Genomic DNA, 14,757 nt, shown 5'->3' on the forward strand with positions numbered 1-14,757 from the left:
CTGCCGACGTCACCCCCCCCCCCCCCCCCCCCCCCCCCCCCCGCACCCGACCCCCCCCCCCCCCCCCCCCCCCCCCCCCCCCCCCCCCCCCCCACCATGGGGGTTCTCCCCGCTCCAGCGAAGCCCGGAGCGGGGAGGGTGCGGCTCCCGGATCAGTGACGGCTCACCGGCGGCTTCGGCGGCCGAGGCGGCTCAGTGGCCGGTCTCGCCGCCGTTGTCGCGGCGGTCGAGGGCACGCTGGAGGGCGGCGGCGGCGTTCTGGCGCTCGGACTCGCTCGTGCGGGACACGTGGCGGACTCGGCGGCGGACGGTCGTCTCGGCCATGGAAATCGACTCCTTCGGCAAACCGGAGTGCGGCAAGGGGGGTGCGAGACGCCGGATGGGCGGGGAGCGGTGCCGCAGGGGTTGCCTGCACGGGGCCCGGCTCACGACCGCCATTCGCTTGATCGAGCGAGACGTTCGGCTCCTACAAAAGTAAGGGAGCCGGCCGAGCCTGTCTGCACAATTACTCGGACTTCCTACTATCTGAGACGGTGGACTGGGTCACACCGCTGCGACCTGTGCTTTTGCCGTCCGCGGATGGAGTGAGCGCAGCTCCCGGACGAGCGCCCGAACGGCGGAGGTGGCGGCCAGTTCCGGGGTGGTGACGTAGCCGACGGAGCGGGACGGCCGCTCGGGTCCGAGGTCGGTGACGGCCACCGCGGGCGGGGCCCCGGTGAGGGAGAGCGCGGGCATGATGGCCATGCCGAGACCGCTGCCCACCATCGACAGCACCGCCCCGTCGTCCTCGGCGCGCACGGTCGCGGCCGGGATCCAGTCCTGGGCGGCCCACCACTCGCGGGTGCAGGAGCCGCAGTTCTCCATCCAGTCGACCAGCGGGAGGGTGCGCGGCGCCGGGTGTCCTGCGGGGTGGACCAGGGAGTACGGCTCCTCCAGCAGCACGTCGCCGACCAGCCCGGCGGGCAGAGGCGAGCCGCCGCCGAGGGTGGCGATCCCGAGGTCGGCCCGCCCTTCGGCGACGGCGCCCGCGGTGCCGGGGCCCAGTTCCCGTACGACGGTGACGGTCACCTCGATGCCCGGGTGCCGTTCGGCGAGCCGCTCCAGGGCCGGCGGCAGCAGATGCAGGGCGGCGCTGCGGAAGGCGGCGACGCGCAGTGCACCGGTGGCCTCGCCGGTGCCCGCGCCCCGGGCGTCGGCGGCCAGCGCCCGGAGCATCCGCAGCACGCGCCGGGCATGAGCCGCCGCCCGCTCCCCGCCGGGCGTCGGCCGGGCGCCGAACCGGCCGCGCTCGAAGAGGACGACGCCCAGCTTGCGCTCGATGCCGCGCACGGCGTGGGAGACGGCGGACTGGGTGGCCCCGAGCCGGCCGGCCGCGGCCGAGAAGCCGCCCTCGTCGGCGACGGCGACGAGGATCCTCAGCTCCTGCGGGGTAAGGTCGGCTGCTGTCACTCGGGGCTCCCACCTGCGTCTATGAGGGCGGTTCATGGATCACCGCGTTCCATGAACGCAACCCTCTGCCCGGCCCCGGCATTCCTTCCTACGGTCCCTGCCATGACCGATATCGCACTCACCGTGCAGCAGACCGCCCGTCCGGCCGGCTTCCCGACCGCAGACCACTTCCGCTTCGTCGAGTCCCCCGTGCCCGAGCCGGCTCCGGGCACGGCTCTGCTGGAGAACCTGTACTGGTCCGTCGACCCCTACCACCGCGAAATGATGGACGGCGACTTCGAGTTGAACGCCCCGCTGGAGGGCCGCACCCTCGGCCGGGTCGTCGCCTCCCGCACCCCGGCGCTCCCCGAGGGCGAGATCGTCTTCCACCGGCAGGGCTGGCGCACCCACTCCGTGGTCCGCCCCGAGGAGGTCAGGCGGCTCCCCCACCACGCGGGCGTACCGCTGTCGGCGCACCTGAGCGTGCTGGGCGGCACGGGCCTGACCGCCTACGTCGGTCTCACCCGGATCGCACAACTACGGGCGGGCGCCGACGTGTTCGTCTCCGGCGCGGCGGGCGGGGTCGGCACGGCCACCGGCCGCTTCGCCCGGCTGCTGGGCGCGGGCCGGCTGATCGGCAGCGCGGGATCGGCGGAGAAGGTCAAGTACCTGACGGAGGAGGTCGGTTACGACGCCGCCTTCGACTACCACCGCGCCCCCGTCGCCGAACTCCTCACGGCGGCCGCCCCGGACGGCATCGACCTGTTCGTCGACAGCGTCGGCGGCGACCACCTCGGTGCGGCGATCGGCGCCCTGCGGGAGCGGGGCCGGGTGGTGCGGGTCGGCACGATCAGCAGGTACAACACCCCGGACGCACCACCGGTCGTCTTCAACCACTCGGACGTCGTGGAGAAGAGCCTGCGCATCGAGGGCTTCCTGGTGAGCGGCTACCGGGACGTGCAGGAGGAGCTGTACGACTTCGCCGTACCGCATCTGCGCAGCGGGGCGCTCGCGGCCGACGAGACGGTGGTGGACGGGTTCGAGCTGATCGTGGAGGCGTTCCTGCTGATGCTGCGGGGCGGCAACACGGGGAAGATCCTGGTCCGCAGGGCGTGATGCGCCGTCAGGCGACGTCCCCGTCACGCCAGTCGAGGACGAGCGCATGGGCCGGGTCCAGGGGTCCGGCGAGCCCGGGCCTGACGTGGAGGCCCCCTTCCTCCTCCGGCAGGCGGACGATGCCGTCCGGCGAGAGGGCACAGACGTGACCGCTCCACCGCTGCCAGCCGCGGGCGGTGTACAGCGGGGCACCGTCCTCGCTCGCGGAGAGCGCTCCGAGGTCGTAGGCCCGGTCGACGATCCGTTCCAGCTCGGCCATCACCCGCCCGCCGAGCCCGGTACGGCGCACGTCGGCCCGTACGGCGACCGCCTCCACGTATCCGGCGCGCAGCCAGCGCCCCTGGTGCCGTATCCGGCGCATCACGACCGAGCCGTGCGCGGCGAGACCGGCACCGTCGTGGACGAGGGCATGCATGCCGCCGAGGCCGTGGTCCCAGTCCTGGTCGGCGAAGTCCCCGTCGAAGGCCTCGTCCAGGAGGGCGCGGGCGGCGCCGAGGTCGGCGGGGTCGAGGTCGGCCGTGTGGGCGGTACGCAGGCGAAGGGTCATGGAGCAAGGGTCGCATCTAACCGCTAAAAGCCTCTTGACTGGTTAGGTGAGAGCGTGATGCACTGCTGTCATGTCGATTCACCAGGTTCACCACCGCACCGTCACCGTCCGCGGCCTCGACGTGTACTACCGCGAGGCGGGCCCGGAAGACGCACCGGTCCTGCTGCTCCTGCACGGCTTCCCGAGCAGCTCGCACATGTTCCGCGAGCTGATCCCGCTGCTCGCCGACTGCTACCGAGTGATCGCCCCCGACCACATCGGCTTCGGCCGGACCGCGGCCCCGGCGGCCACGGAGTTCACGTACCGCTTCGACGAGCTGGCCGCGATCACCGGGGAGTTCACCGAGCAGCTGGGGCTGAAGGAGTTCGCCCTGTACATCCAGGACTACGGCGCCCCGATCGGCCTGCGCCTGGCCCTCGCCCACCCCGAGCGGGTGACGGCGATCGTCACGCAGAACGGCAACGCCTACGAGGAAGGGCTCGGCGAGCAGGCCTGGGCGCCGGTGCTCGCGCTGATCGCGGAGCGGACGCCCGAAACCGAGGCACCGGTCCGGGAGATCAGCAGCCCGGACGGGATCAAGTGGCAGTACCTGCACGGGGTTCCGGACCCGTCACTGGTCAGCCCCGACGCGTACGAGCACGACGCGGCGCTGATGGCCCGGCCCGGCCAGCCGGAGATCCAGCTCGATCTGATCTCCGACTACGGCTCGAACTTCGCCCTCTATCCGGCCTTCCACGAGTACTTCCGCACCAGCCGGGTGCCGCTGCTCGCGGTCTGGGGCGCGCACGACGAGATCTTCGTGCCCGCGGGCGCGCTCGCCTTCCAGCGGGACCTGCCGAGGGCCGAGGTGCATCTCCTGCCGGCCGGGCACTTCGCCCTGGAGACGCACGCGGACCAGATCGCCGCCCTCATGCGGGACTTTCTCGGCCGGCATCTGCCCGCTGCCGCCACTGCCTGAGCGTCTCCCGGAAGCCCTTCGGGTCCTCCGCCCACGGCAGGTGCCCGGCGTCCGGGAGGATCACCCGCCGGGCTTGGGGCAGGGCCTCGGCGAGGGAGTCGACGGCAGCGCGCGGCCGGATGTCCCGGGCGCCGTCGATGATCAGAACCGGCACGTCGAGCTTCTGGCAGGCGGTGTACAGCGCCGGGGTTCCCCAGACACGCTTGCGCTCCTCGCCCAGCACCGTGTTGGACTCGGAGTTGATCCCGAACCACGGCTCGGCCATGCGCCCGGCGGGCCCCAGGGCCCCGTCCCGGTCCTCGAACTCCACGGACCACTGCAGGACCGCGCGCTCCCGCTCCTCCTCCTCGGTGCGCTGTGCGCGGGCCGTCAGCTCCCGCCAGCGGACCAGGCGTTCGGGGTGGTCGGCGAGGCGGGTGAGGAAGTTGTGGTGGTAGGCGCCGTACCAGTCGGAGTCCGGGCCGATGCCCGTGCCCGCGACGTACACCAGCGAGCCGACCCGGTCCGGATGCGCCAGGGCGTAGCTCAGCGCCAGCTGCGCACCCCAGGAGTGGCCGAGCAGCGCCATCCGCTCCAGCCCGAAGTGCCGTCGTACGGCGTCAAGGTCCGCGACGAACCGCTCGCTCGTCCACGGACCGTCGCAGCGCTCCGACCGCCCGCAGCCGCGCTGGTCCCAGCGGATCACCGGGGTCACGTCCGCGAGCAGCCCGGCCACGTCACCGAACATGTCCCACAGGCCCGGTCCGCCGTGGCACAGCACCAGCGGATCGCCCGCACCGCCCGACCGCTCGGCCCACAGCCGTACTCCGTCGTCCGTCATGACCGTCATGGGTCCAGTGTGACGGGGCGGGAAGACGGGACGGGGAAATTGGAAACGGGCCGGGAACCCTGCTCGGATGTCAGGTTTCCCGGCCCGTCGTTCGGGGGCGGCTGAGGATCAGCCCATGTGCGGGTACGTGTAGTCGGTCGGCGCGACCAGCGTCTCCTTGATGGCGCGGGTCAGGGTCCAGCGCATCAGGTTCTGCGGGGCACCGGCCTTGTCGTTGGTGCCGGAGGAACGGCCGCCGCCGAAGGGCTGCTGGCCGACGACGGCGCCGGTCGACTTGTCGTTGATGTAGAAGTTGCCGGCCGCGTAGCGCAGCTTCTCCATCGTGTACGCGGCGGCCGCGCGGTCGTTGGAGATGACCGAGCCGGTCAGGGCGTAGTCGGAGACCGACTCCATCTGCTCCAGCATCTCGTCGTACTTGTCGTCCTCGTAGACGTGGATGCCGAGGACCGGACCGAAGTACTCGGTGCGGAAGATCTCGTTCTCCGGGTCGGTGGACTCGATGACCGTCGGGCGGACGAAGTAGCCGACCGAGTCGTCGTAGGTGCCGCCCGCGACGATCGTGCAGGTCGGGTCCTCCTTGGCGCGGTCGATCGCGGCCTTGTTCTTGGCGAAGGCACGGTCGTCGATCACGGCGCCGATGAAGTTCGACAGGTCGGTGACGTCACCCATGGTCAGGTAGTCGACCTCGGCCGCGAACTCCTCCTTGAAGCCCGAGTTCCAGATGGAGGCCGGGATGTAGGCACGGGAGGTCGCGCTGCACTTCTGGCCCTGGTACTCGAAGGCACCGCGGGTGAGGGCGGTCTTCAGGACGGCGCGGTCCGCGCTCGGGTGGGCGACGAGGAAGTCCTTGCCGCCGGTCTCGCCGACCAGACGCGGGTAGGAGCGGTACTTCTCGATGTTGTTGCCGACCGTCTTCCACAGGTACTGGAAGGTCTTGGTCGAGCCGGTGAAGTGGATGCCGGCGAGGTCGCGGTGGACCAGGGCGACCTTGGAGACCTCGATGCCGTCACCGGTGACGAGGTTGATGACGCCCTTGGGCAGACCGGCCTCCTCCAGCAGCTGCATGAGGAGCACGGCGGCGTGGGTCTGGGTGGGCGACGGCTTCCACACGACCACGTTGCCCATCAGCGCGGGCGCGGTGGGCAGGTTGCCCGCGATGGCGCTGAAGTTGAAGGGCGTGATCGCGTAGACGAAGCCCTCCAGCGGGCGGTGGTCCATGCGGTTCCACACGCCCGGGGAGTTCGCCGGGGGCTGCTCGGCGAGGATCTGGCGGGCGTAGTGGACGTTGAAGCGCCAGAAGTCGACCAGCTCGCAGGGGGTGTCGATCTCGGCCTGCTGGGCCGTCTTGGACTGGCCGAGCATGGTGGAGGCGGCGATGGTCTCGCGCCAGGGGCCGGACAGCAGCTCGGCGGCGCGCAGGATGATCGCAGCGCGGTCGTCGAAGGACATCGCACGCCAGGCCGGCGCGGCGGCCAGGGCCGCGTCGACGGCGTCCTGGGCGTCCTGCTGGGTGGCGTTGCGCAGGGTGCCGATGACGGCCTTGTGGTTGTGCGGCTGGACCACCTGGATGGTCTCGCCGCCGCCCATCCGCCGCTCGCCGCCGATGGTCATCGGCAGGTCGATCGGGTTCTCGGCCAGCTCCTTGAGCTTGACCTCCAGACGGGCGCGCTCGGGCGAGCCGGGGGCGTAGCCGTGCACCGGCTCGTTGACGGGCGTGGGGACCTGGGTCACAGCGTCCATGAGATCCGTAACTCCTTGTACGTGAGCGGGTGTTCGGGCTAGCCCTTGCTGACCATCGACCGGAGGAAGAAGCGCAGGTTGGCCGGCTTCTCCGCGAGACGGCGCATGAAGTAGCCGTACCAGTCGGTGCCGTAGGCGGTGTAGACGCGCATGCGGTGACCCTCGGCGGCCAGCCGCAGGTGCTCGTCGCCGCGGATGCCGTAGAGCATCTGGAACTCGTACTCGTCCAGTTTGCGCCCGGCCTGGTGCGCCAGCTCCTGCGCGATGGCTATGAGGCGCGGGTCGTGGGACCCGATCATCGGGTAGCCCTCGCCCTCCATCAGCGTCTTCAGGATGCGCACGTAGGCCTTGTCGATCTCGTGCTTCTGCTGGTAGGCGACCTCGGCGGGCTCCTTGTAGGCGCCCTTCACGAGGCGGACACGACTGCCGGCCTCGGCGAGGCGACGGGCGTCGGCCTCGGTGCGGAAGAGGTAGGCCTGGATGACGCAGCCGGTCTGCGGGAAGTCCTTCCGCAGCTCCTCGTGGATGGCGAACATCGAGTCCAGGGTGGTGTGGTCCTCGGCGTCCAGCGTGACGGTCGTACCGATGGCTGCGGCGGCCACGACGACCGGGCGGACGTTGGCGAGCGCCAGCTCGTGGCCGCCCTCCAGGGCCTGCCCGAACATCGACAGCTTGACGGACATCTCGACCTTCTCGCCGAGCTCCAGCTCGCGCAGCCGGTCGATCAGCAGCAGATAGGCGTCCCGGGCGGCGGTGGCCTGCTCGGGGGTGGTGATGTCCTCGCCGACGACGTCCATCGTCAGCTCCAGGCCCTTGGCCGTCAGGTCGCTGATGATCGGGACGATGTCGTCGACGGTCTCGCCCGGGATGAAGCGGTCGACGACCTGCTTGGTCACCGGGGCCGCCGAGATAAGGCGTCGCATCCGGTCGCTGCGCGACGCGGCGAGAATCACGGGACCCAGCACGGGGCACCTCCACAGACAAGCACCAGAACGGCCGCCACCCGACGATTCGGGTACGGCACGGAGAACCACCGTGAAACCTAAGGATCTCTTCGATCGTCGGCCATCGACAGCTGTCACGCATCCGTGCACCGGATCTCAGACATATGTATGAAGGCGGCGCGGAAATGCGCGAAGATGCCTGCGTGGCGGCGGATGCAGCATCCTTTGGAAGCGTGGGCGATTATCAGGAGCTGGTGGACGAGATCTCGGAACTGCTGGGGGCGCCCGCGACCCTGGAGAACCGGGACTTCGAGCTGATCGCCTTCGGCGCGTACGACAGTGAGGGCGACCTGGATCCCTCGGCGCTGGACCCTGTGCGCACCCGCTCGATCCTGACCCGGCGCTCCACGGCGACGGTGCGGGCGTGGTTCGAGGGCTTCGGCATCACGCGCGCGACGGGGCCGGTGCGGATCCCGCCGACCCCGGAGGCCGGCGTCTACCGCGGCCGCATCTGTCTACCGGTGCGCCATCGGGGTGTCGTCCTCGGCTACGTCTGGCTGCTGGACTACGACCCGGGTCCGACGGACGCGCAGCTGACCGCCGCCATGCAGGTGACGGGCCGGATCGGCGCCCTGCTCGCCGACGAGGCGCAGGCGGGAGCCGGTCTGGGCCGGGAGCTGCGGGCCGTGCTGACCGCGGAGAGCGGGTGGCAGCGGGACTCGGCGGTGATGGAACTCCGCACCGCCCTCGGGAGCCGTGCCGACGCCCCCCACACGGTGGTCTGCATCGCGCCATGGCCCTCGGCCGACCCGGCGCAGGCCCCGTCACCGCGTACGGTCCCGCACGCCACGGCCCTGTGCACGGTGCCGTGGGGGACGGCCGGTCAGAGCCTCGCGATCCTGGTGCGGCTGCGCTCGACCGATGTGGCGGCACCCGCGCTGACGGCGGCCTCCCGGCTGCTGAAGGAGGCGGAGGGGACGCGGTCGGGCGGGGGCAGGGCCGCCGCCGGTGTCGGCGAACCCCGCGGCGGACTCGCCGAACTGGGCACGGTCTGGCAGGAGGCCGCCGCCGCCGCGCGCGCCGCCCTGGCCGAGCCGAGGTTCGGCCCCGTGGCCGAGTGGCGGGGCATCGGCCCGTACCGCCTGCTGACCGCGCTGCCCGCGGAGGCCACCCACGACCCGGCCGTCGCACCCCTCCTCTCCCCCGCCCACCAGGAGCTGGCCCGCACGGCCGAGGTCTACCTGGACCGCGCGGGCCAGGCCGGCCGCGCCGCGGCGGAGCTGGGCATCCACCGCCAGACCCTCTACTACCGCCTCTCCCGTGTGGAACAGCTGACGGGCCTGGACCTGGACGACGGCGAGGACCGGCTGCTGCTGCACATGGCGCTGAAGAGGTCCCGGCTGTAGCCGCCGGCGCCGGGCGTCGGCATCGGGCGGCTGATCCGGACCCGCGCCGGGGTCCGGATCAGCGGCACTGTCCGGACCGCGGCCCGCTCACCGTGTTGTCGCTCTGGTCCAGGACGGGCCGGTTGTCTTCGCAGGAGAGCGGGCCGTCGACCCGGTTGCCCACGAACGCGGGTGTGGCCTCGTCGGGCAGCAGGCCGCTGCCGCTGTTGCCGGTGATGCGCACGGCGCCGGTCACCTCGTTGCCGACGACCCCGATGCCGCCGGTGCCGTCGTCCAGGGTCAGCGGTCCCCGGACGACGTTGCCCGCGCAGGCCGTCGTGCCGCCGCCGATGCGTATGTAGCCGGTGCTGTGTCCGACGGTGAGGGGCCCGGTGAGCGTCGACCGGCAGACGGCGAGGGCGAGGGCCCCGTCCGCGGTGACGGCTCCGGTGATCCGGGCGTCCGAGACGGCGAGCGATCCGCCGGGCCGCACCGTGACCTTGCCGTCCTGGCTGCCGCCCGAGCCGATGCAGATCGCCTGGTCGGCGGGGACGGTCAGGACACCTTGGTGGGCCGTGGTGATGCAGGGCCGGCTGAAGCCGACCGTGAGGTCGACAGGGCCGTCGGTCGCCGCCGGGGTGAAGGCGGGGTCGCCGCCGTAGGTGGCGGTGATCGCGTGGGAGCCGGGGCGGAGCCCGCTGGTGGTGAAGCGGGCCCGGCCGCCGTCGAGCGGCACGGTCGCCAGCGCGGTCGTGCCGTCCGAGAAGGTCACCGTGCCGCCCGGGGTGCCTGCGGCGGGGTTCACCGGGTCGACGGTGGCGGTGAGGGTGACGGCGTGACCGAACAGCGGGGTGGACGTGTCCGGGGTGAGCGAGACGGCGGTCAGGTAGCGGAAGGAGACGACCGCCTTGCCGGTGCCCTGGTTGACGCCCTGGAGCAGCGAGACCTCGGACGCTTCAGGTGTCGCGTAGCTGCTTCCACCGCCGCCACCGGCCCCGTAGAGGTTGTCCGGGTTGCCGCCGCCGGAGCCTCCTCCGCCGCCGAACCAGCCTCCGCCGCCTCCGCCGCCTCCGTTGCCGCCCCGGGCACCGTTGCCACCGGGGCCGCCGCTTCCGGGGTTGGGGAGACCGGTGTTGGGGTCGGTGTCGCTCGCGGCGCCGCCGGGGCCGCCGAGGGCCGAGTTGGGACTGCCGGTGCCGGGCGTGGTCCGGCTGCCCCCGCCGCCGGCGACGCCGGAGCCGTCGGGTCCGCCGCCCTGGCCGCCGTCCCGGCCGACCGGGCCGCCGCCGTCCCCTCCGCGCAGAAGGGGCCCGCCGTTGCCCGCGCCTCCGCCGCCGCCCGCCACCAGGACCCGGTCGGCGGCACCGAAGTCGCCCACCCGGACGTCGGAGGCGCCGCCGCCTGAACCACCGCCGCCGTGGGCGCCGCCGCCGCCGGACCCGTGGCCGAAGCCGCCGGGCCGGGCGAACTCGCCGTGCCGCGAGGTGCCCGGGATGCCGGCGGCCCCCACTGTGAGCTGGAGCTTCTGGCCCGCGGTGACGGCCAGCCGGGCCCGGGTCTCGCCACCGAGTCCGCCCGGTGCCCCGGTGTTCGGCGGGTTGGGGGCGACGAAACCGGCCGCGCCGCCGCCCTCGGCGCCGTACAGGTCGATGCCGATGGCGTCCACCCCGTCCGGCACGGTGAAGACGTCCGTCCCGGCGGTGTTGTAGGTGCAGGTGGGCGGGGTGGTGGTGAACAGGCCGCCGGCGCCGCAGGGCGAGGCGGGGGCGACGTCGGCGGAGTCGGCGGGGCCGGCCGGCACGGCGGCCCCGGCCGGCAGCGGCGCGAGGACCGCCGCGATCAGGCCGGCCGCGCCCACCGCGGGCAGGAGGGTGGTTCTGAGGAGGCTCAACGGGGTTCCCTGAGGCAGGAGTCGGATCATCGGGGAGCAGAGCCGGCGCCGTGTGGGCGCCGGCTCGCGCGGCGGTTCAGACGCCGTCGTCGGCGCACAGGGCCCAGACGTCGGAGGAGGTGCTCGGCGAGCTGCCGCCGCCGGTGTGGGTGACGGCGGACCAGTACGCGGCCGTGGTGGTGCCGTCCGCGACCGGGGTGCCTCCGGAGTCGCTGGGGTAGCTGCCGTTGAGGTGGTCGCCGACGGAGCCGGGGCCGGTGAAGTCGGTCGTGGTGACGCTGCCTCCGCTGATCGCGGCGCCACCGCTGACGAGCTTGCCGTCGTTCCCGCCGCAGCCGACGGTCACGGTCTGGCCGCTGGTCGCGGCGGTGGGGCCACTGGCCTCGCTGAAGCGCACCTTGACGGTCGTACCGCTGATGCCGATGTTGTTGCCGCTGCAGATGGCGTAGGCGTAGGTGGTGTTGCCGCTGTTGCCGCCTCCGCCGTTCCAGCCGACCGCGGTCCAGGAGTCGGGGTTGGTCTCGCCGTCGGCGGCGGCCTTCTGCCCGTAGTCGTGCGCGGAGTTGTCGAAGGTCGGGAAGCTCGCGATCGGCTTGAGGCTGCCGACGCTCGCGGGCGTGATGCGGGCGCCGCCGCCGAGCAGCCGGGTGTTCGCGGGGCAGGTGGCGGTGACCAGGCCGACCGTGCCACTGGTGGTCGGGCCGGCGAGCTTGTTCATCACCACCTGGGTGTGGTTGACAAGGTTGCTGGTGAAGCACAGGGCGTACGGGGTGCTGGAGAAGGCGGCGTTGACCGCTCCTCCGCTGCCGCCGATGCCGAGCCAGTGGGTGACGTCGGTACCGACCACGCCGGTGGAGCCGGTGTACTCGGTGCTGCCGTCGGGGCTGGGCGAGGTGCCGTCGATCTTGTTGCCGTTCGACGAAGTGCCGGTGCCGATGGCCTGGTTGATGCCACCGCCGGAGACCAGGCCGCTCGCGCAGGCCGCGTCGGTGGTGATCTCGGAGAAGGTGGCGGCGGGTCCGGCCGTGGCGCCGGGGGTCTTCACCGTGACCCCGACGGTGTTGGCGTACGCGACGCCCGGCACCGCGAGGGCGAGCGCGGCGCCGACGACCAGGGTCTTTCCTGTGACGAGCTGCCGCAGACGTCTTGTCCTCATCGAGTCCTGCCTTTGTGAGTGCCGCCGCGGGAAGCGGTCCCGCGCGGAGGGGCGACGGGCCGTGCGGCCGTCGCATGGGCCGACTCACTCCCTGTGGGGAGCTGGCTCCCGTGCCGCGGCGGCGGCGCCTCCCGGGTGTCCCGGGGCGCCCTCCGGCCGCTGGAGCATGCGGACCATATCAGCCACTAAGGCCCGCATCTGCAGCGTCAATTCGCTGAAATTCCTGGCAGATGCGGCATGCACAGTCGGGCCGTTCCGCGCCTCGGACGAACCACACACATGACGGCCGGACGCACCGCACCCGCTCGTGCGATGCTCCAGCGGGCGGTCGAGTTGTTGAAAATCGGCGTCACCAAGCAACGAATGGGCGCACCCATCCTTGGCCGCCCTTTTACCCGGACGGCCTGGGCCCCGGCCGCGGACCGGCAGGGTCAGTTCTGCGCGGCTCCCGCGATCGTCCGTCGCAGCCCCTCGGTGAGCTGCTCCGCGGTGGTCGCCGAGTCCGGGTCGAAGAGCCACTGGACCATCAGGCCGTTGAGGAGGGTCTGGTAGAAGCGGCCCTCGGTCTCGACGGTCCCCTTGTCGAGGTCGGACTCCGGAACCCCGCTGAACAGGGCCACGAGGCCCGAGCGGCCCTCCTCCTGCGCCTCGGCCAACAGCTTGCGCACCTGCGGGATCCGGTCGCCCTGGAGGATGAGTTCGAAGCTCAGCAGCCAGATCGCCCGCGACCCGGGAACGGCCCGGATGATGCTCGCCCACACCTCGTGGAACCGCTCCAGCGATCCCGGGGGCTGCGTCACCTCGCCGCCCACACCGGGGTCGAAACTCTCCCCCACGCCCTCGATCAGCGAGACGTACGCCTGCACCAGCAGCGCGTCCTTCGACCCGTAGTGGTAGCCGATCGACGCCAGGTTGGTGCCCGACTCCTTGACGATGTCCCGCGCGGTCGTGCGCAGGAAGCCCTTCTCCAGCAGGCAGCGCTTGGCGCCTTCCAGCAGATCCTCACGATGTCCCATGCGGACCACCCTACCGAAGATTCATACAGCCGTCCTAGACGCATGACTTATACAAGCGTTCTAGACAAGCGTTTAAGACGCTCGTACAGTCATCGGCATGACGAACTCGACGAGCACCGACTCACCCGCCGGACGCGCCGGCCGGCGCGAATGGACCGCGCTCAGCGTGCTGATGCTTCCGCTGCTGCTGGTCTCCATGGACGTCTCGGTCCTCTACTTCGCGATCCCCTCGATCAGCGCCGACCTGGAGCCGAGCGGCACCCAGCAGCTGTGGATCTTCGACATCTACGGCTTCGTCCTGGCCGGTCTGCTGATGACGATGGGCTCGCTGGGCGACCGCATCGGCCGCCGCCGGCTGCTCCTGCTCGGCGCGGCCGCCTTCGGGGCCGCGTCCCTGGTCGCGGCCTACGCGAACAGCGCCGAGACCCTGATCGCGGCCCGCGCGGTCCTCGGTATCGGCGGTGCGACCCTCATGCCGTCGACGATGGCGCTGGTCCGCACGATGTTCACCGACCCCGGGCAGCGGGCGAAGGCGATCGGTATCTGGTCCGGCGTCATGACCGGCGGCATCGCGCTGGGCTCCGTGCTGAGCGGAGTGCTGGTCCAGTACTTCTGGTGGGGCTCGGTCTTCCTGGTCAACCTGCCCGCGATGGTCCTGCTGCTGGTCCTCGGCCCGATCCTGCTGCCGGAGTCGAAGAACCCGGAGCCCGGCCGCTTCGACTTCGTGAGCGTGCCGCTTTCGATGGCGGCTGTGCTCCCCGTGATCTACGGCCTCAAGGAGATCCCGTCCGAGGGCTGGCACCCGCAGTACGTCGTCTCGGTCACCGTCGGCCTGCTCTTCGCGGCCCTTTTCGTCCACCGCCAGCGCACGGCGGCCTCGCCGATGATCTCGCCGGCCCTGTTCCGCGGCCGGAGCTTCGCCCCCGCGGTGGTCCTGAACCTCGTCTCCGCGCTCGCGATGATGGGTTCCGCGTTCTTCACCACGCAGTACCTGCAGTCGGTGCTCGACAAGAGCGCGATGGAGGCGGCCCTGTGGTCGCTGCTGCCCTCGGTGCCGATCGGCATGGCGGCCCCGATCGCGACCGCCCTGGTCCAGAAGGGCGTCAACCGCGCCTACGTTGTCACCGCGGGCTTCGCCATCGCCGCGGCGGGCTACGGCATGCTGGCCCTGGCCGGCACGGACTCCCTCTGGCTCGTCCTCGCGGCCTGCGGCGTCCTGGCCTCCGGCATCGTCATGGTGATGTCGCAGATGACCGACCTGGCCATGGGCGCGGCCCCGGTGGAGCAGGCGGGCGCCGCCTCCTCACTGCTGGAGACGGGAACGGAGTTCGGCGGCGCGCTGGGCATGGCGGCCCTCGGCTCCATCGGTACGGCGGTCTACCGCCACGAGATGCCGTCTTCGGCCCCGGCCGAGGCCCACGAGACCCTCGGCGGCGCGCTCGCGGTCGCCGGCCGGCTGCCGGGGCGCACGGGTGACGCCCTGGCGACGGCGGCCCGGGAGGCGTTCACCACCGGCATGCACAGCGCGGCGATCGCGGGGGCGGTGCTGTTGTCTCTCGCGGCCGTCGGGGCGGCGGCCACCCTGCGCCGAATCCACGTCCGGGAGACTCCGGAACCGGAGAGCGTCACGGCTCCTCAGACCGCGGTCTGAGCCTCACACCCCGGCACAGAAGCGGGGGGGGGGGGGGGGGGGGGGGGGGGGGGGCGCGGCGGATTGTGGTGGTGGGGCGCGGACGATAGCAATGGA

13 protein-coding genes are annotated in these 14,757 nt (G+C 72.2%); 4 read left to right on the plus strand and 9 right to left on the minus strand.

The window, feature by feature from the left end; translation table 11 throughout:
- Nucleotides 1–192: 192 nt before the first annotated feature.
- Together AC07DS_RS32440 and AC07DS_RS32445 are read right to left on the minus strand one after the other, a co-directional pair.
- Entirely contained in the window at nucleotides 193–324 is a 132-nt protein-coding gene (locus AC07DS_RS32440; protein ID WP_145883508.1) for a hypothetical protein, read from the minus strand.
- Between the two features lie 219 nt (nucleotides 325–543).
- Complete coding sequence (locus AC07DS_RS32445) at nucleotides 544–1,485, minus strand: LysR family transcriptional regulator (protein ID WP_479151092.1); 942 nt, start codon at nucleotides 1,483–1,485, stop codon at nucleotides 544–546.
- Nucleotides 1,486–1,551: 66 nt separating this feature from the next.
- Between AC07DS_RS32445 and AC07DS_RS32450 the strand changes: the two genes are divergently transcribed.
- A complete protein-coding gene (locus AC07DS_RS32450) occupies nucleotides 1,552–2,544 on the plus strand; it encodes an NADP-dependent oxidoreductase (protein ID WP_479151094.1) in 993 nt (330 codons plus the stop codon).
- A 7-nt stretch (nucleotides 2,545–2,551) separates the two neighbouring features.
- Here the strand turns inward: AC07DS_RS32450 and AC07DS_RS32455 are convergent, their stop codons facing one another.
- Nucleotides 2,552–3,091, minus strand: coding sequence for a GNAT family N-acetyltransferase (locus AC07DS_RS32455; RefSeq protein ID WP_479151096.1), 540 nt, complete (start codon nucleotides 3,089–3,091; stop codon nucleotides 2,552–2,554).
- A gap of 70 nt (nucleotides 3,092–3,161) precedes the next feature.
- Between AC07DS_RS32455 and AC07DS_RS32460 the strand changes: the two genes are divergently transcribed.
- A complete protein-coding gene (locus AC07DS_RS32460) occupies nucleotides 3,162–4,049 on the plus strand; it encodes an alpha/beta fold hydrolase (RefSeq protein ID WP_479151098.1) in 888 nt (295 codons plus the stop codon).
- Here AC07DS_RS32460 and AC07DS_RS32465 read toward each other — a convergent pair.
- The 3 genes from AC07DS_RS32465 to AC07DS_RS32475 form a co-directional block, all read right to left on the minus strand.
- On the minus strand, nucleotides 4,000–4,878 hold the full coding sequence (locus AC07DS_RS32465) for an alpha/beta fold hydrolase (RefSeq protein WP_479151100.1): 879 nt from the start codon (nucleotides 4,876–4,878) through the stop codon (nucleotides 4,000–4,002). The two genes, AC07DS_RS32460 and AC07DS_RS32465, sit on opposite strands and share 50 nt — an antisense overlap.
- Before the next feature lie 108 nt (nucleotides 4,879–4,986).
- Nucleotides 4,987–6,618 (minus strand): L-glutamate gamma-semialdehyde dehydrogenase, encoded by a 1,632-nt coding sequence (gene pruA, locus AC07DS_RS32470; RefSeq protein WP_479151102.1) that lies wholly within the window; start codon nucleotides 6,616–6,618, stop codon nucleotides 4,987–4,989.
- A gap of 38 nt (nucleotides 6,619–6,656) precedes the next feature.
- On the minus strand, nucleotides 6,657–7,583 hold the full coding sequence (locus tag AC07DS_RS32475; RefSeq protein ID WP_145883514.1) for a proline dehydrogenase family protein: 927 nt from the start codon (nucleotides 7,581–7,583) through the stop codon (nucleotides 6,657–6,659).
- Nucleotides 7,584–7,747: 164 nt separating this feature from the next.
- On the opposite strand from AC07DS_RS32475, the gene AC07DS_RS32480 reads away from it, so the two are divergent.
- Nucleotides 7,748–8,968, plus strand: a complete 1,221-nt coding sequence (locus AC07DS_RS32480) for a PucR family transcriptional regulator (protein ID WP_479151105.1) — start codon at nucleotides 7,748–7,750, stop codon at nucleotides 8,966–8,968.
- A gap of 58 nt (nucleotides 8,969–9,026) precedes the next feature.
- Here AC07DS_RS32480 and AC07DS_RS32485 read toward each other — a convergent pair whose 3' ends face one another.
- The 3 genes from AC07DS_RS32485 to AC07DS_RS32495 form a co-directional block, all read right to left on the minus strand.
- Nucleotides 9,027–10,838 carry an Ig-like domain-containing protein gene (locus tag AC07DS_RS32485; protein ID WP_479151107.1) on the minus strand — a complete coding sequence of 604 codons (1,812 nt, stop codon included), beginning with the start codon at nucleotides 10,836–10,838 and terminating at the stop codon, nucleotides 9,027–9,029.
- Nucleotides 10,839–10,914: 76 nt separating this feature from the next.
- The gene (locus AC07DS_RS32490) at nucleotides 10,915–11,994 is read right to left on the minus strand and encodes a hypothetical protein (protein WP_479151109.1); all 1,080 of its coding nucleotides are present in this window, start codon (nucleotides 11,992–11,994) and stop codon (nucleotides 10,915–10,917) included.
- Between the two features lie 431 nt (nucleotides 11,995–12,425).
- A complete protein-coding gene (locus AC07DS_RS32495; protein WP_479151111.1) occupies nucleotides 12,426–13,010 on the minus strand; it encodes a TetR/AcrR family transcriptional regulator in 585 nt (194 codons plus the stop codon).
- Nucleotides 13,011–13,107: 97 nt separating this feature from the next.
- Here AC07DS_RS32495 and AC07DS_RS32500 point away from each other — a divergent pair, with 97 nt between their 5' ends.
- Nucleotides 13,108–14,661, plus strand: a complete 1,554-nt coding sequence (locus tag AC07DS_RS32500) for an MFS transporter (protein WP_479151113.1) — start codon at nucleotides 13,108–13,110, stop codon at nucleotides 14,659–14,661.
- The last annotated feature ends 96 nt before the right edge of the window (nucleotides 14,662–14,757 follow it).

The sequence above is a fragment of the Streptomyces sp. NPDC044064 genome (genome assembly GCF_056434245.1).

Coding starts and splice junctions, on each gene's coding strand:
- AC07DS_RS32440 (WP_145883508.1), bottom strand. CDS start 324: ATGGCCGAGACGACCGTCCGCCGCCGAGTCCGCCACGTGTCCCGCACG.
- AC07DS_RS32445 (WP_479151092.1), bottom strand. CDS start 1,485: ATGAACCGCCCTCATAGACGCAGGTGGGAGCCCCGAGTGACAGCAGCC.
- AC07DS_RS32450 (WP_479151094.1), top strand. CDS start 1,552: ATGACCGATATCGCACTCACCGTGCAGCAGACCGCCCGTCCGGCCGGC.
- AC07DS_RS32455 (WP_479151096.1), bottom strand. CDS start 3,091: ATGACCCTTCGCCTGCGTACCGCCCACACGGCCGACCTCGACCCCGCC.
- AC07DS_RS32460 (WP_479151098.1), top strand. CDS start 3,162: ATGTCGATTCACCAGGTTCACCACCGCACCGTCACCGTCCGCGGCCTC.
- AC07DS_RS32465 (WP_479151100.1), bottom strand. CDS start 4,878: ATGACGGTCATGACGGACGACGGAGTACGGCTGTGGGCCGAGCGGTCG.
- pruA (WP_479151102.1), bottom strand. CDS start 6,618: ATGGACGCTGTGACCCAGGTCCCCACGCCCGTCAACGAGCCGGTGCAC.
- AC07DS_RS32480 (WP_479151105.1), top strand. CDS start 7,748: ATGCGCGAAGATGCCTGCGTGGCGGCGGATGCAGCATCCTTTGGAAGC.
- AC07DS_RS32490 (WP_479151109.1), bottom strand. CDS start 11,994: ATGAGGACAAGACGTCTGCGGCAGCTCGTCACAGGAAAGACCCTGGTC.
- AC07DS_RS32495 (WP_479151111.1), bottom strand. CDS start 13,010: ATGGGACATCGTGAGGATCTGCTGGAAGGCGCCAAGCGCTGCCTGCTG.
- AC07DS_RS32500 (WP_479151113.1), top strand. CDS start 13,108: ATGACGAACTCGACGAGCACCGACTCACCCGCCGGACGCGCCGGCCGG.